The organism is Enterobacter cloacae complex sp. IR5458 (assembly GCF_049238025.1).
Taxonomy (GTDB): Bacteria; Pseudomonadota; Gammaproteobacteria; order Enterobacterales; family Enterobacteriaceae; genus Enterobacter; species Enterobacter kobei.
This window is the reverse complement of record NZ_JBMKIF010000052.1, coordinates 1-18,156: the sequence shown is the minus strand read 5'-3', so window position 1 is coordinate 18,156 and position 18,156 is coordinate 1. Positions and strand designations below refer to the sequence as shown.

The window sequence follows — 18,156 nt, the reverse complement described above, 5'->3', positions numbered from 1 at the left end:
AAGCCTATCTCTTATCTGGAGATACAGCTACTGTCTGGTGTTTCAGGGGGCTACATCATGCTGACAATCAATGCTTCAGGGAAAACAGGCGCAAACCAGCTACCAATCTGCCCCATATTGACGGCATTATCGCCAACACCATGAAACAGAAGCAGTAACTGTTTAGCCGGTTTGTCAGGGCTTTGAACAACAAAATGGTCGTGTTTCATGGCGGTCTCCTTAATTGATGAGCAGGATTTTACGCCTCTGCGGGGTAATGACCATGCCACTTTACTGAAGAAGTCATTGAAAAAATTGCCATTGCAAAATGTCTGCTTTCAACTGCTGACAGTACGAATAATCAAGGCTCTCAAGCGCTTGCGCGGTTTCATCGCGAAGCTTTGCCAGTAACGCTTTTCGCCCGACCGCTTCGCTTCTCCCCTCGATTTTCCCGCGCAGCGCCGGAAGGGGCATATCGGTGGCTAACAGCAACCGCGTCAGCGCGGCTACCGAGGTTGAAAACGCCCGGTGCGCAAAAGCAAACCCCGCCAGCTCCAGCCAGTCGTCACTATTAAGGGTAGCTTCCCAGGCATCAGTCACCGGGATCTTTTCGCCATTCCAGGCCGACAGGACGCGCATATCGCGGCATAAACGCCGATGTGCCTGCATACACAGTTGATGCCCGGCTTCGCTCTGCGGCAGCAGCGCCATCGCCGTGTAACACCCGCTGCTGGCTTCCCGATGACTGCCCATTCGCACCAGCACAAACCCGCACCGCTGCCAGAAACGCCACAGCTCGTCGGTATAACCAAAACTCACGGAGAGATAATCTTCACCGCTGGCGTTCAGGATCAGCCGCTGACCAATGCCTTCCCGCTGACGACGGGGATGAACCGCAATGCGGCTAATCCGTCGGCCTTTCAGCGTCGCCGCAAGAGGCGTTCCGCCGTGCGCCGCCAGCGACTGCGCCACAAGGTTCCCGCGTGGACGACGAGAGCCCGCCCACACCGCCCGGCTGAGTTCGGGGGACAATCCGCCCTCGTCCACCAGCCAGATCGCGCCCGCAATATCAGCCCCCGCGTCCGCAACAGCAAAGTGCTGGCCGGGGGCGTCCATCATCCGGCGTAAATCGAGCGGTGAGGTCCGGTAGTGGGCAGCACAGAGCAGTTCATAAACGCTTGCCACTCGTGCCGGGTCGCTCTCCCACTCTTGTGGCTCCAGAGACCTTACAGACACCTCACCTTCCGGTTTGTGGTCGATAAGCGCATCGTCAAACAGCAGCGTATTCGCCACGATCCGTTCAAGCGGACATCCGGCCGCCCAGCGAATGGGGGTGGATAAGGTATAACGCTGCAACCCACTGAATCGGGCGCAGAACTTCAGCAGAAATCCCCTTCCCGTCCCTTCGTAACCCTGAACCGTAGTGGTCAGTAATACGCGGGGAAAGCGTGTCACCAGCTTCTCCAGCAGCGGGCCTGGGATGGCTGCCGCTTCATCGACAATCAGCCAGTCGGCCTGCAGCGTGGAGTCCAGCAGCGCATCGGGTGCCATAAAGTGAAAACGCTCGCCCGCGAAACGCGCGATGACATCCGCTGCGCCTTTCGCCGGGGCCGTCACCACCGCACTCCCCTGGATGCTGCCCAGCAGCATCCCCGCCAGCGCTGACTTTCCGCGTCCGCGAGGTGCCGTCACGGCAGCGATGCCCGCAGGCATGACCAAAAGCGCGTCGAGGATCGCCGCCTGCTCACGCTGCGGCTCACCGCTGGCGGGCTGCCAGACGGGTAAATCTGGCGCAGCGGGAAGCGTCAGGGGATGATGCTGTTGCCAGACGATCGCATCCGTATCGGCGGCAAGCGTCCGGCAAAAATGGTGAACAAAGTGCGGGGTAGCGATCGGCTCTGCGCTGTCACTCCAGCGCACAGAATCGCTGTCTGGCCTGTCGGCCCAGCCAGAGAACGGTGGTACTCGCAGTACGAGGAGGCTCCCGGCGCGCAACGTTCCGCTGAGTGCGGCGAATGCGGAGACGTCAAACCCGGCATGCGCGTCAAACACAGCATGCAGGTATTCGCGTCCCAACAGTCCGCCGATGGCTTTAGACGGGTTTTCATTCAGCCACAGCCAGTCTCCCGGTAAAGCATCACGCAGGGCGGTGGCCTGGCTCAGCGTCCACGGCTCATCGCCCGTGAGCACCACCAGACGGCGGTGCCCGGTTCGCTCAAGCTCGCGTATCAGATGTGCAAACGACACCATCACATGGCTTTGCCGAAGGTATTACACTGGGCAGGATCACCGCTGTCAAAACCGCGTTTAAACCAGCTGTAACGCTGTTGCGACGTACCGTGAGTGAAGCTGTCCGGTACGACACGTCCCTGGCTTTGCTGCTGAAGACGGTCATCGCCGATGGCCTGCGCCGCGTTTAATGCCTCTTCAAGATCGCCGGATTCCAGTACGCCCTGCTGCTGCATGCTGTGCCCCCAGACGCCTGCGAAGCAGTCCGCCTGCAGTTCCATCTTGACGGAAAGACGATTCACTTCAGCCTGAGACGCATTTTGCTGTAGCTGACGCACTTTTGGCTCAATGCCCAGCAGCTTCTGCACATGGTGCCCGACTTCATGCGCGATAACGTAGCCCTGGGCAAAATCACCGTCAGCGCCAAGCTTGCGTTTCATGTCATCGTAAAAAGAGAGATCGATATAGACGGTGCCATCTGCCGGGCAGTAGAACGGCCCCATCACAGATTGACCGGTACCACATCCGGTACGGGTTGCGCCCCGGTACATCACCAGTTTCGGCTGCTGATAGGTGCGCCCCATCTTCTCGAACTGCTGACCCCATGTATCTTCAGTGGTCGCGAGAATAACGGAGGTAAATTTGGCCGCTTCATCTTCGTTCGGGCTGATGGAGCGCGGAGACTGTGGTTGCTGTTGCAGCGGCTGACCGGTCATCAAACCGGTGAGGTCGACCCCGTAATAGCCAGCGACCAGCACCACAATCAGCAGGATGATACCGCCCTTGCCGCTGGGTAGCCGAAAGCCGGGTCCCCCCATTGAAGGACCGCCGCCGCCATCACTGCGCCTGTCTTCTACATTGTCACTTTCACGACGCCCTTGCCAGCGCATAACCACCTCGAACTATTCCATTAATAATAGCTATGATCGTAGGCGGTTAACGGCAAGATTACCATAGGAAACAAAGGTAAGACGCCAAAGGATGCAAACATCCTTTGGCAAGTGAGGGAGTTAGTCGAGCTTAACGCCTAAACGGTGAGCAACCGCTTCATAGGCTTCAATCAGGCCACCCAGGCTCTGACGGAAACGGTCTTTGTCCATTTTATCCAGGGTTTCTTTGTCCCACAGGCGGCTACCGTCCGGGGAGAACTCATCACCCAGCACCACTTCGCCTTTGAACAGACCGAACTCCAGCTTGAAGTCGACGAGGATCAGGCCCGCATCGTCAAACAGCTTTTTCAGCACGTCGTTGGCTTTGTAGGTCAGCTCTTTCATGCGCGCCAGGTTCTCTTTATTGACCCAGCCGAAGGTTTCGCAGTAGGAATCATTGACCATCGGATCGTGCATGGCATCGTTTTTCAGGAACAGGTCGAACAGCGGTGGATTCAGTTCGATACCTTCTTCAATACCCAGACGCTTCACCAGGGAGCCCGCTGCACGGTTACGAATAACGCACTCAACCGGAACCATATCCAGTTTTTTCACCAGACATTCCGTATCGGACAGCAACGCTTCCATCTGAGTCGGGATACCCGCTTCGGCCAGTTTGGTCATAATGAAGTGGTTGAACTTGTTGTTCACCATGCCTTTACGATCGAACTGCTCAATGCGCGCGCCATCCCCTGCTGACGTATCATTGCGGAACTCGAGCACCAACAGATCCGGGTTTTCCGTGCTGTATACGGTCTTCGCTTTGCCACGATACAACTCAGCTTGCTTCTGCATCTTCATTACTCCTGGTGTGATGATTTGTGTTCAAAACTGGGCATATTATGCCACGCACACGTTTGCGTAGCACGAAAATAAAAAGGGCGGGATTAACCCGCCCTCGTATTTATTTGCTGAATGCTGCCTGGAAGACAGCGACCAGCGCATCGTTCTGCGACTGGGTCAGCGTGTGACCTTTTGGATCGATAAACTGCAGACTACTGCGGTTATCAAGGTCGCCTACCTGAATCTTGTAATCACCGGAGGCAAGCTGAGGATCTTTGGCGCCCAGCTCCAGCCATGCACTGTCGGACAGTGGCTTATAGGTTGCCGTCATGCTACCGGTTGAACGGGTGCTGTCGGTCACTTTCATGCCCACTTTTTCCAGCGTCGCTGGCAGACGCTGCCAGGTCTGGTTAAACGGTGCACGCACCACCAACATTGGCAGGCCGGTATCGTCCGCACCGCTCTGAACGTCGAAGGTGACGCCGTTACGGCTCTGCGCCGCATTTGCGGCATCAGTCGCAGTCTTATCCAGACCCGCGGCAATCACGTTCAGCATTTCAGTGCTGTAACGCTGCAGGGAGGCGGCATCCGCAACCGGTTTGCCCGCCTGCTCCAGATTTAACAGCTTAACGTTAACCGCCTGCTGATAATCCTGTGGTTTAACGGAGACTTGATAACGTCCACGGTACTGCTGATCTTCATCCAGCCGGTTCCACTCGATCCAGTCGGTGGTTAAGGTCTGGCTGGCGTCATCGCGTTTATCAATGGTGTAGTTCTTCGCCTGAATAACGCTCACCACCTGTGGCCACAGATTGCTTCCGCGCGCGCTTTCAACCAGCAGAGACGCCGTATCACCGGTGAACTGGGTACGCGCTCCGCTGACCAGCGCCAGAGGCTGAGCTGGTGGACGAATATCAAGCGCTTTACCCACCAGACCACTGCCATTGGTGACGGGGATATTATAATCGCCGTTCTGAATCGGCAGGATCATACCAGCCGGTGCATGAAGTTCAGCAAGCGGGGTCGCATCCAGATAGGATTCATCACCGCTCACCTGGCGCTTGTAGCGCGAGTCTGAACTACAGGCAGCGAGCAGCATAACAAGCGAAACACTCGCAACCTTCGCCAGGCGCGACTTCTGTACTGAATAAGCCATCAAATCTCCCTAAACTTTACAGCAAACCGGCATGCTTCAGCGCTGCCCTGACGATGTCGCGACCGTGGTCGGTAATCGGTGTCATTGGCAAACGCAGCGTATCGGATGCTACAAGTCCCAACTCCTTACACGCCCATTTCACGGGGATCGGATTGGGTTCGACAAATAATTTATTGTGCAGCGGCATCAGGCGCTGGTTAATGACGCGTGCCTCATCAAAGTGACCGGCTGCGGCCAGTTTGCACATTTCAGCCATATCGCGCGCCGCAACGTTTGACGTTACGGAGATCACGCCATGACCACCGAGCTGCATAAAGTCCAGCGCGGTCGCATCATCACCACTCAACAGGATAAAGTCGTCTGAAACCAGCTCTTTGATCTGATGAACGCGGCTTAAGTTCCCTGTCGCCTCTTTAATACCGATAATATTTTTTACTTCCGAGAGACGACCAACGGTTTCCGGCAGCATATCGCAGCCAGTACGGGACGGCACATTATACAGAATTTGTGGCAAGTCAGTATGTTCAGCGATGGCTTTGAAGTGCTGGAACAAACCTTCCTGGGTAGGACGGTTGTAATAAGGGGTCACCGTCAGACAGCCTACGATGCCGCTGTCATTAAAACGTTTGGTCAGGCTGATCGCTTCTGCGGTTGCATTAGCGCCTGTCCCCGCGATGACCGGAATACGTCCGTCAGCCAGCTCCAGGGTCAGCATAACCACATCGCCATGCTCTTCGTGGCTCAGCGTTGCAGATTCACCGGTAGTCCCTACCGAAACGATCGCCGAGGTTCCATTGGCGACATGGTAATCAATCAGCTTCTTCATGCTAGACCGGCAGACGTTACCTTTTTCATCCATCGGTGTTACAAGCGCGACAATACTTCCCGTGAACATGAGCCATCCTCTGTGCGAACAAGAGCCTCAATGGTACGTTTGGAACTGTAATAAAAGCAAGCGACCTGAGGCCCTCAGGCGGTTGTATGCATGTTTTTTTTATGCTTTCCTTAGGAAGACTTAACCATGCAAAGGAAGAACAGGTTTGACAACCTCATCACAACATTACCTGGTTATCACTGCGCTGGGTGCCGACAGGCCGGGTATCGTGAACACCATCACCCGTCACGTGAGCAGCTGCGGCTGTAATATCGAAGACAGCCGTCTGGCAATGCTCGGCGAAGAGTTCACGTTTATCATGCTGCTGTCCGGAACATGGAATGCCATTACCCTTATTGAATCCACCCTGCCGCTGAAAGGCGCGGAGCTGGATTTGCTGATCGTGATGAAACGCACTACCGCGCGCCCGCGCCCGGCCATGCCCGCTACCGTCTGGGTGCAGGTTGAAGTCACTGATTCCCCGCATCTGATCGAGCGTTTTACCGCGCTGTTCGACAGCCATCAGATGAACATTGCCGAGCTCGTTTCCCGCACGCAACCGGGCGACGAGAGCACCGTTCCCACGCTCTTTATTCAAATCACTGCACACAGCCCTGCCTCACAGGATGCGTCAAATATCGAGCAAGCGTTCAAAGCCCTCTGTACAGAATTAAACGCGCAGGGCAGTATAAGCGTCGTCAATTATTCGCAGCACGAACAGGATGGAGTTGAGTAATGAATCCACTGAAAGCCGGTGACATCGCACCGAAATTTAGCTTACCGGATCAAGACGGTGAGCAAGTAAATTTGACCGACTTCCAGGGACAGCGTGTTCTGGTCTATTTCTACCCGAAAGCCATGACCCCCGGCTGCACCGTACAGGCCTGTGGCTTACGCGATAACATGGACGACTTGAAAAAAGTCGGTGTGGAAGTGCTGGGTATCAGCACCGATAAACCAGAAAAGCTGTCACGATTTGCGGAAAAAGAGCTGCTGAACTTTACGCTCCTTTCCGACGAAGACCACCAGGTTTGCGAGCAGTTTGGCGTCTGGGGTGAGAAAACGTTTATGGGTAAAACCTATGACGGCATTCACCGCATCAGCTTCCTGATTGACGCTGACGGTAAAGTTGAACATGTGTTTGACGACTTCAAAACCAGTAATCACCACGACGTGGTGTTGAACTGGCTGAAAGCAAACGCCTGATCAACAGCAAAAAGGCAACGTCAGTTGCCTTTTTTAATGTTTGCTCCCTCTCACGTGGGAGAGGGTTGGGGTGAGGGCATCAGCCCGCACAAAATCTACTTCTCTTCCACCGCCGGTACATCCGGCCATGCGTGCACCACCGCTTTAATCAGCGTGGCCAGCGGAATCGCAAAGAACACGCCCCAGAACCCCCACAGCCCGCCGAAAATTACCACGGATAAGATAATCACCAGCGGATGCAGGTTTACCGCTTCGGAGAACAGCACCGGTACCAGCAGGTTCCCGTCAAGCCCCTGAATAATCAGGTACACCGCGAAGCAGCTCCAGAACTCCGTCCCCAGACCAAACTGGAACAGCGCGACGCCCACCACCGGAATGGTGACCACAAACGCGCCGATGTACGGAATCAGGACCGAGAATCCCACCAGCACGGCCAGCAGCAGCGAGTAGTTGAGGCCGAAGATCACGAAACCAATCCAGGTTGCTACCCCCACCACCATCATCTCCAGCACCTTGCCGCGAATGTAGTTAGTGATCTGCTGGTTCATCTCTTCCCAGACCTGCCCCGCCAGCCCGCGGTTGCGCGGCAAAATACGCCGCACGGCGTTAAGCATCTGGTCTTTATCTTTGACCAGGAAGAAAACCATCAGCGGCACGAGCACGAGGTAAACGGCCAGAGTGAGCAGCCCCACCAGTGAGGCCAGCGAATATTTCACCACCGAGTCGCCCATCGTCATGATGCGGGCACGCATGTTTTCCGCCATCGCGTCGATGATACCGGCGTCCATCAACGCGGGATAACGGCGCGGCAGGGTGGCGGCGAAATCAGAGAGCTTATTCAACATGCCGGGCATATCGCGGATCAGGTAGATCCCCTGCTGCCAGGCCACGGGCATCACCACGAAGGCCATCAACAGCAGAATGCCGACAAACAGCACCAGGACGATGCTTGCCGCCCAGCGACGAGAACAACCGATATGTTCCAGGCGCGCCGTTGGCCACTCCAGCAGATACGCCAGCACAATCGCCACCAGCAGAGGCGCGAGAAGGCCGCTGAAGAAGAACAGAATACCGAATCCGGCAACCAGAATAACCAACAAAGCAATGGCTTCCGGGTCACTGAACCGACGCCGGTACCACTGCATTAACATTTCGAGCATACAACCCTTCCCTGAATCGAATGGCGGGAGTGAGACGGTGAATTGTATCTAACTGTCACAAAAAAGACTTTCGCTTTTTGTATCCCTGTCACAATCCGCAAAAGCCTGATGAATGGGATTTTCTTCATGCTGTAACACAGCTACACTCGCAGGGCAGCAGAGATGAACGATATGGCGGTTCATCGGTCAAATTAGCACATCCAATATACAGGACAGTGGTTATGTTCAGGCAGTTGAGAAAAACACTGGTTGCAACACTGATTGCCGCAGTGACGGTCGGTCAGGTGTTGCCCGCTTTCGCTGACTCGTCCGACTCATTGCCGGACATGGGCACCACAGCAGGAAGCACGCTCTCTATCGGGCAAGAGATGCAAATGGGCGATTACTATGTTCGCCAGCTGCGCGGCAGCGCCCCGCTGATTAACGATCCTTTGCTGGTACAGTATATTAACGGGCTGGGGATGCGTCTGGTGGCGCACGCCGACTCGGTCAAAACGCCCTTCCATTTCTATTTAATCAATAACGACGAAATTAACGCCTTCGCCTTCTTTGGCGGGAACGTGGTGCTGCATTCGGCGTTATTTCGCTACTCTGACAACGAAAGCCAGCTGGCTTCGGTGATGGCGCACGAAATTTCACACGTCACCCAGCGCCACCTGGCGCGTGCAATGGAAGACCAGAAGCGCAATGCCCCGCTCACCTGGGTGGGCGCGCTGGGTTCTATTCTGCTCGCAATGGCCAGCCCACAGGCAGGGATGGCGGCACTGACCGGTACGCTGGCCGGAACGCGTCAGGGGATGATCAGCTTCACCCAGCAAAACGAACAGGAAGCGGACCGTATCGGCATTCAGGTTTTACAGCGTTCGGGCTTTGACCCGCAGGCCATGCCGAGCTTCCTGGAAAAACTGCTCGATCAGGCACGTTACTCTTCCCGTCCCCCGGAAATTTTACTCACCCACCCGTTACCGGAAAGCCGTTTGTCGGATGCACGTAACCGTGCCAACCAGATGCGCCCGGTCGTCGTGCAGTCGTCTCAGGACTTCTACATGGCGAAAGTGCGAACGCTCGGCATGTACAACTCCGGGCGTAACCAGCTTACCAGCGATCTGCTGGACACCCTGGCGAAAGGCAACGTGCGTGAAAAAAACGCCGCGCAGTATGGCCAGGCATTACAGGCGATGGAAGCCAGCAAATACGACGACGCGCGTAAAGCGCTGCAGCCCCTGCTGGCCGCAGATCCGAATAACCCATGGTATCTCGATCTCTCGACGGATATCGATCTGGGGCAGAAGAAAACCACCGATGCGATTAACCGCCTGAAAGGGGCGAAAGACATACGCACCAACCCGGTGCTACAGCTTAACCTGGCTAACGCTTACCTACAGGGCGGTCAGCCAGCGGAGGCTGTGACCATCCTGAACCGCTATACCTTTAACAATAAAGATGACCAGAACGGCTGGGAATTGCTCGCCCAGGCCCAGGGGCAACTGGGTAACCGCGATCAGGAGCTGGCCGCGCGTGCTGAAGGCCTGGCGCTGGCGGGTCGCCTCGATCAGGCGATTTCCTTGTTGAGCAGTGCCAGTTCGCAGGTCAAACTCGGCAGCCTGCAACAGGCCCGCTACGACGCGCGTATCGACCAGCTGCGTAGTCTGCAACAACGCTTTAAGCCGTACGAGAAGATGTAACCAAGGAGAAGTCATGACAGACGCGGTAAAAATTTATCATAACCCTCGCTGCTCCAAGAGCCGCGACACGCTCAGCCTGCTGAAGTCTAACGGTATCGACCCTGACGTGGTGTTGTATCTCGACACACCGCCGGACGCGCAGACGCTTCGTCAGTTGCTGCACATGCTGGGAATGGGCAGCGCGCGCGAACTGATGCGCCAGAAAGAGGATCTGTATAAGTCACTGAATCTGGACGACACGTACCTCAGCGAAGACCAGCTGATTCAGGCGATGGTTGACAATCCAAAGCTGATTGAGCGACCGATTGTGGTGGCAAACGGTAAAGCACGCATCGGCCGTCCGCCGGAAGATGTCCTCGACATCCTCTAGTCCTTACGCCGCAGCGCTTCCAGAAACGCCTGCGGCGTACTTTCTCCCAGCTTTTTCTGCGTTTTACCCCGGTTATAAAACTCGCATAGCGTGATAACAACCTCTCCAGCCGGTTCATCATTCACTCGCGGAATAATATCCCGGAGCGGTAGCGCCACCTGCAGCGCATTGTGCTTGTGTGGATGAGCGTTAACAACAACGTCTTGTGCAGGCAGCGTCGGTTCAAAACCAAAAGTCTCAAGAGATTGTATATCAGCAGGGCAGGCCTCCAGCAGCGCGCGCGTCCAGGTAGTGAGCAACTGCGGTGAAAGACCCGCATAGAGCCGGGCATAACACCAGCCGCTCACCGGTTCGCGCGCCCAGAGCAGGTGTTGTTCCCCCCCATCATCCATATGCAGCGACAAAGGCTGATGATACAGCAGCAGCGTATGCGGCCTGATGCCAGCTTTCAGCGCCTTTTTTCCCTGCAACGAAGCCCCTTTTTGTTTCGCGGGTGCCGGTTTGAGATAGCGACTCAGCGTTGCCCGTGAGACGGGGATGCCCAGGATGTCGTTAACTATCTGCAGCAATTCATCTAATGGCGCACCTGATATGTCGCGCAGAGCATTAACCAGTGCAACCTGCTCTTGTCTCAGCGCTTTGTGTATCACTTTTGGCGTAGTGTGGTTATCCGAAACCCGATCGCGGTTGCGCCAGCGCCTGACGGTAGTGACCGAGATCCCCAGCTCAATGGCCAGTTCCCTGTCGCTTTTATCAGACTGCTGAAGGTAGCGGCGGATGCGCGGCGTGGTGGTGGCATTGGCGTGCAGTTTGATTTCCATTCCAATCCTCCTGAAACCAATCTTATGAGATTTATATTATAAAAGCGATTGCTTTGTGACCGATTTCACCTTTCGCTCACCGCGCTTCACTGATAATCCACAGACATAACATAAACAACACCCCTCAATCTTGTACGGAGTTCACAATGAACAATGTTCTGGGATTTCTTGAAGCAAAACTGATGCCGCTGGCGGCGAAAACGGCCCAGCAGCGCCATCTCGGGGCCATTCGTGGTGCCTACGTTTCATTCATGCCATTTATCATCGTCGGCTCCATTCTGCTCGTCATCTCGTCGTTCCCGAATCAAACCTATCAGCAGTTTATGTCTCAGGCCTTTGGTGAGAGCTGGAGCGCGATTATCGAAATTCCGTTCAATGCGGTCTTCTCCACCATGTCGCTGTTTATCAGCTTCCTGGTCGCCTTCCGCCTGGCCGAACACTATGGCGAGGACCGTATCTCCTGCGGCATCCTGGCATTGGTCGCATTTTTAATCCTGACGCCGTTTATCAAAGTGGCGGAAAACGGCGGCATTACCGTCATACCGGTAGAGTGGATTGGCAGCAAGGGGCTGTTTGTGGCGATGATCGGTTCGCTGCTGTGGACGGAACTGTTCTGCTGGCTGAAGCGCAAAAATCTGGTCATTAAAATGCCGGACGGCGTGCCGCCTGCGGTGCAGGAGTCCTTCGCAGCGCTGATCCCGGCCCTGCTGGTCATGATACTGGTGCTGGGTATCCGCATCATCTTCGAAAATACCCACTACAACACCATCCATCAGTTCATTTACGAGGTGGTCGCCACGCCGGTACGCCACTACGGCACCTCTTACTTTGGCGCGCTGATGACCGTATTCAGCATCACTATTCTGTGGTCAGTGGGGATTAACTCCGGCTCGATGATCAACGGCATCATTCGTCCGCTGTGGATGGAAAACCAGACCGATAACATCGCCGCCATTCAGGCGGGCACGACGCCGCCGCACATTATTACTGAACAGTTTTTTGACATGATCTGGATGGGGGGGGCGGGCGCCACGCTGTCGCTGGTGATTGCGATGCTGATTTTCGCCCGCAGTAAAAACATGCGCGAAGTGGCGCGCCTCGGCGCTGGGGCGTCGGTGTTTAACATTAACGAGCCGATCCTGTTTGGCCTGCCGGTGATCATGAACCCGATCATGCTTATTCCGTTCAACCTGGTGCCGCTGGTGCTGGTTACCGTGCAGTATGCGGCGATGAAAATTGGCGCGGTCGCCGTCACCACCGGGGTGTTTATCCCCTGGACGCTGCCACCGGTCATCAGCGGTTTTATCGTTACCGGGCACCTGAGCGGCAGCGTGATGCAGCTTATCAACCTGCTGATTGGCGCCATGTTGTACCTGCCTTTCATGCGTATCGTGGACAAACAGTACCGTGCTGCGGAGCTGAGCACGGTCACGCAAACTGACACCACCCTTGCAAAACAGGAGTAAAGCATGTGGGGAATTATCGCAACCTGGCGAATGGCGCTTGAAGGCGTAACGGAATCTGCATCTGCCCTGGCGGCGGGAAAACCGGTCTCAGCAGCGGTGGTGGATGCCGTCGCTGCCGTGGAAGACTTCCCGCTGTATAAATCCGTCGGCTATGGCGGGCTGCCTACCGAAAACGGCGAAGTCGAGCTGGATGCGGCGTACATGGACGGCGACTCGCTGGCGTTCGGTGCCGTAGGAAATCTGGTGGATATCGCCAATCCGGTGCGCGTGGCGCACGCGCTGAGCCGCCAGCGCTACAACAGCCTGCTGGTCGGCCAGGGCGCACGTGAATGGGCACTGAGCCAGGGCTTTGCCGACAAAACCATGCTCACGGAGCGCGCCATGCAGCACTACCGCAAGCGCTGCCGCGAGACGCTGGATAAAGGCTTAAGCCCGTACGACGGACACGATACCGTCGGCATTATCGGTCTTGATAAGCAGGGTTCCATGAGCGTCGCCACCTCCACCAGCGGCCTGTTTATGAAAAAACGCGGCCGCATTGGGGATTCCCCCATTATCGGCTCCGGCTTTTACTGCGACAGCGAAACCGGTGCCGCTACCGCCACGGGCGTCGGTGAAGATCTGATGAAAGGCTGCACCAGCTACGAAATCGTTCGCCGGATGGCGCAAGGCATGTCGCCGCAGCAGGCCGCAGATTCAGTGGTGTTCGAGCTGGAAGATAAGCTGATGTCGCGCTTTGGTCGCGCGGGCGATCTCTCCGTGGTGTGCATGAATAACAAGGGCGAGTTCGGCGCCGCGACGAATATCAAAACCTTTTCGTTTGTGGTGGCGACGGCTCGACAGCCTCTCACCGTTTATCGCACAGAGCGTCTGCGGGAAAAAACGCATTATCACGCGGTAGACGATGAATGGATGCAGACCTATGCCGCGCGGATCCGCGCCCCGATTGAGGAGTCATGATGATTACATATCAACTCATTACCGCACTTTCCGACGCAAAGCCGCAAAGCCATTTCATCGCCCGCACCGCCTGTGCGCATTTGCCGCAAACTGCGCTTATCGCGGAAATGCGCGAGTCCAGCGGCATCGCTGACGCCCGCTTTGGCTGCGCCCCTTTTGCCCGGATCACGCTGCTCCCGGATGCGCTCTGGCACGATAGCCTGACAGAAGGATTGCTCACGGCGCTGCGCCCGCTGCTGGCCTCACCCGTGAGTCCCGATGTGATGCTGGACGTGACAAATATCGACGACGTCGTGCTGGCGCAAGTGCTGCGTTTTCTCTTTAATCAGGCGCACCGGCTGAGCGATTTGCAGCTAAAGAAAACCGACGATGACGTCCGTATTGCGCATATCACCGCCCTCTGCCTGCCGGAACAACAGGCGAAGCTGGAGAGTGTTTTCCGCCAGCAGCAGGCTATCGCGCACGGCATGGTCGCGGCACGACGTCTGGCGGATATCCCCTCTGACCGGTGTACGCCGCAGTTTGTGGTAGAAGAGGCACTAAAGCTCTGCGCCCTCTTCCCCGCCCTGCGCTGCGAAGTGCTCAACGAAAAAGAGATTGTTGAGCACGGCCTGGGTCTACTGCACGCCGTGGGCAAAGGGGCGAGCTGCCCGCCACGTCTGCTGGCGATGCATTATGATGGCACTCACGACGGCCCGGTGCGCTGCTATGTGGGAAAAGGCATCACCTTTGATACCGGCGGTCTGTGGCTGAAAGAAGGTGCGGGCATGTACACCATGAAATATGACATGTGCGGGGCGGCTAACGTGCTGGGGCTGATGCTCACCGTGGCAGAGCTGGGATTACCCGTACGCATCATGGGCGTGCTGGCACTGGCAGAAAATGCCATCGGCCCCAATGCCATGCAGCCCGGCACGGTGGCAACAGCCTGCAACGGCACCACGGTTGAAATCAACAATACCGATGCTGAAGGTCGACTGGTGCTGGCGGATGCCATCGCCTGGGCCAGCCAGCGGCATCCGCAGACGCGCTATATTATTGATATGGCGACCTTAACCGGTGCAGTCGTGAAGGCGCTGGGGTATGAGCTAAGCGGGCTAATGACGCAGGATGAACCGCTGCGCAGTGCGCTGACGCAGGCAGGGAAACAGAGTGGCGACGAAGTGTGGTCCCTGCCGCTGGATGCGCGGTTGAAAAAGCAGACCGACAGCGCCATCGCCGATCTGTGCAACACGCCAACCAACAATGCGGCGATAAGCGCCTCGGCGGCGTGGTTGCTGCATCACTTCTGCCCGCCAACCATTCCGTGGGCGCATCTGGATATCAGCGGCACGGCACTGTGGCGTGAAGGGGGACGGAGCGTGGCATCAGGACGGCCGATTCCACTTCTGGTAGAGCATCTGTTGGAGGATCTTTAGCCGGGTGGCGGCTACGCCTTACCCGGCCTACAAAGAGCACCTGTAGGCCCGGTAAGCGCAGCCGCCACCCGGCAAAAAACTCAAAGCTTAAGGATATCTTTCACAAACGGAATGGTCAGCTTGCGCTGGGCGGTAATGGAAGCGCGATCGAGCTGATCGAGCGTATCGAACAGGGTGCGCATTTCCCTGTCCAGGCGCTTGAGCAGGAAACGGCCCACGTCTTCCGGCAGCTCAAAGCCACGCTGCTTTGCGCGCAGCTGTAATGCCTGAAGCTTATCTTCATCCGACAGCGGCTGGAGCTTGTAGATTTGCCCCCAGTCCAGACGTGACGCCAGATCCGGCAACCCAAGATTGAGCTGGCGCGGTGGACGATCGCCGGTGATCAGCAGTCGGGTTTTGCCCGACTCCAGAATGCGGTTATAGAGGTTAAAGATCGCCATTTCCCACGGCTCATCCCCCGCCACGCATTCGATATTATCGATGCAGACCAGGGAGAGATGTTCCATTCCCTCCAGCACGTCAGGCACGAACCAGGTACGTTTATCCAGCGGCACATAGCCTACCGCATCACCGCGCGCCGAAAGCTCCGCGCAGGCGGCATGCAACAGGTGGCTGCGCCCCGCGCCTTCGCGTGACCAGATATAGATGTATCCGCTGTGCTCCTGGCGCAGCACGTTTTGCAGTGCAGCCAGTAAAGAGGGGTTATCACCCGGCCAGAAACTCGCAAAAGTTTCATCGTCAGGGAGATAGAGTGGCAGAGAGAGCTGTGCCGGTCCGTTCAGAAGTACCTCAACCAGATCTTACGTAAAATCGGAACGGAGTTTAACACGGAACCTGCAAGGAGAGAACCGGGCGGATCGTCCACCCGGTTAAAGGATCAATGTGGCGCTTTTTCGCTTTCGTCAGCGTCCAGGACCACCTCTTCCGGGCGGATCACCGAGACCAGCTTGAAAATCAGGCTCAGGCCCACGCCGACGATGGTCGCCAGCGCCATGCCTTTCAGCTCGGCCGCACCGATGTGCACCTTCGCACCGCTCACGCCGATAATCAGAATGACCGAGGTGAGGATCAGGTTCTGCGCTTTGCTGTAATCCACTTTCGATTCAATCAGCACGCGAATCCCGGAGGCACCGATTACCCCGTACAGCAGCAGCGAGACGCCGCCCATGACCGGCACCGGGATGATCTGAATCGCTGCCGCCAGCTTACCCACGCAGGAGAGCAGAATGGCAATAATCGCCGCGCCGCCAATAACCCAGGTGCTGTAGACGCGGGTGATTGCCATCACGCCGATGTTCTCACCGTACGTGGTGTTTGGCGTGGATCCGAAGAAACCGGAGATGATGGTGGAGAAACCGTTCGCAAACATGGAGCGGTGCAGACCCGGGTCGCGGATTAAATCACGCTTAACGATGTTCGCCGTTACCACCAGGTGGCCGACGTGCTCCGCAATCACGACCAGTGCGGCGGGCAGAATGGTGAAGATAGCAAACCACTCGAAGCGCGGGGTGTAGAAGGTTGGCAGCGCGAACCAGTGCGCCTCGGCAATCGGTGTGGTATCCACCACGCCCATCACGAAGGAGAGCGCATAGCCCGCCAGCACGCCGATCAGGATCGGGATAATCGCCATAAAGCCGCGGAACAGCACGGAGCCAAACACCGTCACGCCCAGCGTCACCATCGAGATAATGATGGTTTTAGAATCCGGCGATTGCCCGTCCGCAGGCAGCAGACCGGCCATATTCGCCGCCACGCCCGCCAGTTCGAGACCGATGACGGCAACGATTGCGCCCATCGCCGCAGGGGGGAACATCACGTCCAGCCAGCCGGTACCGGCTTTCTTCACAATGAAGGAGACCAGGCAGAACAGTACGCCACACATGATAAAGCCGCCCAGCGCCACTTCATAACCCAGCGGCAGCAGCAATAGCACCGGAGAGATAAAGGCGAAGCTCGACCCGAGATACGCCGGGATTTTGCCTTTACAGATAAAGAGGTACAGCAGCGTACCGATGCCGTTGAACAGCAGCACGGTAGCCGGATTAATGTGAAACAGGATTGGCACCAGCACGGTTGCGCCAAACATGGCGAACAGGTGCTGCAAACTAAGCGGGATAGTCTGTAAAAGCGGCGGTCTTTCACTCACCCCGATAGCACGGCGCGTCATAGTGTTTTCCTCTGAGTTTTGTTGTTGGTGTTTTATTCAAAAAAAAGCCGACTATCAAAGTCGGCTTTTTTATCGTTATTCGATTATTTCGTACCAAAGATCTTATCGCCGGCATCGCCGAGCCCCGGGATGATGTATCCGTGCTCGTTAAGACCCTGGTCGATAGAGGCGGTGTACAGCTCAACGTCCGGGTGCGCTTTTTCCAGCGCCGCGATCCCTTCCGGTGCCGCAACGAGTACCAGCACCTTAATGCTGCTGCAGCCCGCTTTTTTCAGCAGGTCAATGGTGGCGATCATTGAACCGCCGGTCGCCAGCATAGGGTCAACCACCAGCGCCATACGTTCGTCGATGTTGGACACCAGCTTCTGGAAGTAAGGAACCGGCTCCAGCGTCTCTTCATTACGGTAGATACCGACCACGCTGATGCGCGCGCTTGGTACGTGCTCTAGCACGCCTTCCATCATACCCAGACCGGCACGCAGGATAGGCACGACGGTAATTTTCTTCCCTTTGATCTGCTCAACCTGCACCGGGCCGTTCCAGCCTTCGATGGTGACTTTTTCCGTTTCCAGATCAGAGGTTGCTTCGTAGGTCAGCAGGCTGCCCACTTCAGAAGCCAGTTCGCGAAAACGCTTCGTGCTGATGTCATGCTCACGCATCAGGCCCAACTTGTGTTTAACGAGTGGGTGTTTCACTTCCACAATCTTCATTCTCTTTCTCCTCTGAGGTGGCATCCGCAAAAAAATCGCGGGATTATACCGCTTTTTTCGGATTGCGCCATACCCATCTTGCTTGACATATGTCAATCAAAGACAAAAAAGCCGGAGGCTGGGCTCCGGCTTGGGTGCGGGGTTCTGCCGGGTGGCGCTAACGCTTACCCGGCCTACACGTCCCGTAGGCCCGGTAAGCGCAGGGTATGAACCGGAAACATGGGTAACACTTTAGACCGGATA

Annotated in this window: 17 protein-coding genes and 1 pseudogene; 7 read left to right on the top strand and 11 right to left on the bottom strand. The window is 56.4% G+C overall.

Annotation, left to right across the window (positions count from 1 at the left end):
* Nucleotides 1-56 precede the first annotated feature (56 nt).
* From ACOTYN_RS24050 to dapA, 6 genes and pseudogenes are all read right to left on the bottom strand, one after another.
* A pseudogene (locus tag ACOTYN_RS24050) lies at nt 57-209 on the bottom strand (esterase); the annotation flags it as partial.
* Nucleotides 210-282: 73 nt separating this feature from the next.
* Complete coding sequence (locus ACOTYN_RS24045) at nt 283-2,229, bottom strand: tRNA(Met) cytidine acetyltransferase TmcA (protein WP_048996837.1); 1,947 nt, start codon at nt 2,227-2,229, stop codon at nt 283-285.
* Nucleotides 2,229-3,098, bottom strand: a complete 870-nt coding sequence (locus ACOTYN_RS24040) for a neutral zinc metallopeptidase (protein ID WP_014884764.1) — start codon at nt 3,096-3,098, stop codon at nt 2,229-2,231. Before ACOTYN_RS24040 ends, ACOTYN_RS24045 begins: the two co-directional genes overlap by 1 nt.
* A gap of 120 nt (nt 3,099-3,218) precedes the next feature.
* The gene (purC, locus tag ACOTYN_RS24035; RefSeq protein WP_008501631.1) at nt 3,219-3,932 is read right to left on the bottom strand and encodes a phosphoribosylaminoimidazolesuccinocarboxamide synthase; all 714 of its coding nucleotides are present in this window, start codon (nt 3,930-3,932) and stop codon (nt 3,219-3,221) included.
* 109 nt (nt 3,933-4,041) lie between these two features.
* Nucleotides 4,042-5,076 carry an outer membrane protein assembly factor BamC gene (gene bamC, locus ACOTYN_RS24030; RefSeq protein ID WP_332959387.1) on the bottom strand — a complete coding sequence of 345 codons (1,035 nt, stop codon included), beginning with the start codon at nt 5,074-5,076 and terminating at the stop codon, nt 4,042-4,044.
* 16 nt (nt 5,077-5,092) lie between these two features.
* Complete coding sequence (gene dapA, locus ACOTYN_RS24025; RefSeq protein WP_014884766.1) at nt 5,093-5,971, bottom strand: 4-hydroxy-tetrahydrodipicolinate synthase; 879 nt, start codon at nt 5,969-5,971, stop codon at nt 5,093-5,095.
* Between the two features lie 145 nt (nt 5,972-6,116).
* On the opposite strand from dapA, the gene ACOTYN_RS24020 reads away from it, so the two are divergent.
* Both ACOTYN_RS24020 and bcp read left to right on the top strand, forming a co-directional pair.
* A complete protein-coding gene (locus ACOTYN_RS24020) occupies nt 6,117-6,686 on the top strand; it encodes a glycine cleavage system transcriptional repressor (protein WP_014884767.1) in 570 nt (189 codons plus the stop codon).
* The gene (gene bcp, locus ACOTYN_RS24015) at nt 6,686-7,156 is read left to right on the top strand and encodes a thioredoxin-dependent thiol peroxidase (RefSeq protein WP_014884768.1); all 471 of its coding nucleotides are present in this window, start codon (nt 6,686-6,688) and stop codon (nt 7,154-7,156) included. The genes ACOTYN_RS24020 and bcp overlap by 1 nt, the downstream gene beginning before the upstream one ends.
* Before the next feature lie 95 nt (nt 7,157-7,251).
* On the opposite strand, the gene ACOTYN_RS24010 is transcribed toward bcp, so the two are convergent.
* Complete coding sequence (locus tag ACOTYN_RS24010; RefSeq protein WP_014884769.1) at nt 7,252-8,316, bottom strand: AI-2E family transporter; 1,065 nt, start codon at nt 8,314-8,316, stop codon at nt 7,252-7,254.
* Between the two features lie 221 nt (nt 8,317-8,537).
* Between ACOTYN_RS24010 and bepA the strand changes: the two genes are divergently transcribed.
* Nucleotides 8,538-10,001, top strand: coding sequence for a beta-barrel assembly-enhancing protease (bepA, locus tag ACOTYN_RS24005; protein ID WP_014884770.1), 1,464 nt, complete (start codon nt 8,538-8,540; stop codon nt 9,999-10,001).
* A 13-nt stretch (nt 10,002-10,014) separates the two neighbouring features.
* Complete coding sequence (gene arsC / locus ACOTYN_RS24000; protein WP_023337588.1) at nt 10,015-10,371, top strand: arsenate reductase (glutaredoxin); 357 nt, start codon at nt 10,015-10,017, stop codon at nt 10,369-10,371.
* Here arsC and ACOTYN_RS23995 read toward each other — a convergent pair.
* A complete protein-coding gene (locus tag ACOTYN_RS23995) occupies nt 10,368-11,192 on the bottom strand; it encodes a hypothetical protein (protein ID WP_087529924.1) in 825 nt (274 codons plus the stop codon). The two genes, arsC and ACOTYN_RS23995, sit on opposite strands and share 4 nt — an antisense overlap.
* 146 nt (nt 11,193-11,338) lie before the next feature.
* Between ACOTYN_RS23995 and celB the strand changes: the two genes are divergently transcribed.
* Genes celB through ACOTYN_RS23980 form a run of 3 tightly spaced genes read left to right on the top strand, consistent with a single transcriptional unit; the run spans nt 11,339 to nt 15,036 of the window.
* Nucleotides 11,339-12,658 (top strand): PTS cellobiose transporter subunit IIC, encoded by a 1,320-nt coding sequence (gene celB / locus ACOTYN_RS23990; protein ID WP_023337590.1) that lies wholly within the window; start codon nt 11,339-11,341, stop codon nt 12,656-12,658.
* A gap of 3 nt (nt 12,659-12,661) precedes the next feature.
* Nucleotides 12,662-13,618 (top strand): N(4)-(beta-N-acetylglucosaminyl)-L-asparaginase, encoded by a 957-nt coding sequence (locus ACOTYN_RS23985; protein WP_332959382.1) that lies wholly within the window; start codon nt 12,662-12,664, stop codon nt 13,616-13,618.
* Entirely contained in the window at nt 13,618-15,036 is a 1,419-nt protein-coding gene (locus ACOTYN_RS23980) for a leucyl aminopeptidase family protein (RefSeq protein ID WP_241820236.1), read from the top strand. The genes ACOTYN_RS23985 and ACOTYN_RS23980 overlap by 1 nt, the downstream gene beginning before the upstream one ends.
* An 80-nt stretch (nt 15,037-15,116) precedes the next feature.
* Here ACOTYN_RS23980 and ACOTYN_RS23975 read toward each other — a convergent pair whose 3' ends face one another.
* The 3 genes from ACOTYN_RS23975 to upp form a co-directional block, all read right to left on the bottom strand.
* Complete coding sequence (locus ACOTYN_RS23975) at nt 15,117-15,818, bottom strand: DnaA inactivator Hda (protein ID WP_213014348.1); 702 nt, start codon at nt 15,816-15,818, stop codon at nt 15,117-15,119.
* Between the two features lie 95 nt (nt 15,819-15,913).
* Nucleotides 15,914-17,203: a uracil permease gene (gene uraA, locus ACOTYN_RS23970; protein WP_332959380.1), complete on the bottom strand. Its 1,290-nt coding sequence runs from the start codon at nt 17,201-17,203 to the stop codon at nt 15,914-15,916.
* Nucleotides 17,204-17,286: 83 nt separating this feature from the next.
* On the bottom strand, nt 17,287-17,913 hold the full coding sequence (gene upp, locus ACOTYN_RS23965) for a uracil phosphoribosyltransferase (protein WP_008501641.1): 627 nt from the start codon (nt 17,911-17,913) through the stop codon (nt 17,287-17,289).
* Between the last annotated feature and the right edge of the window lie 243 nt (nt 17,914-18,156).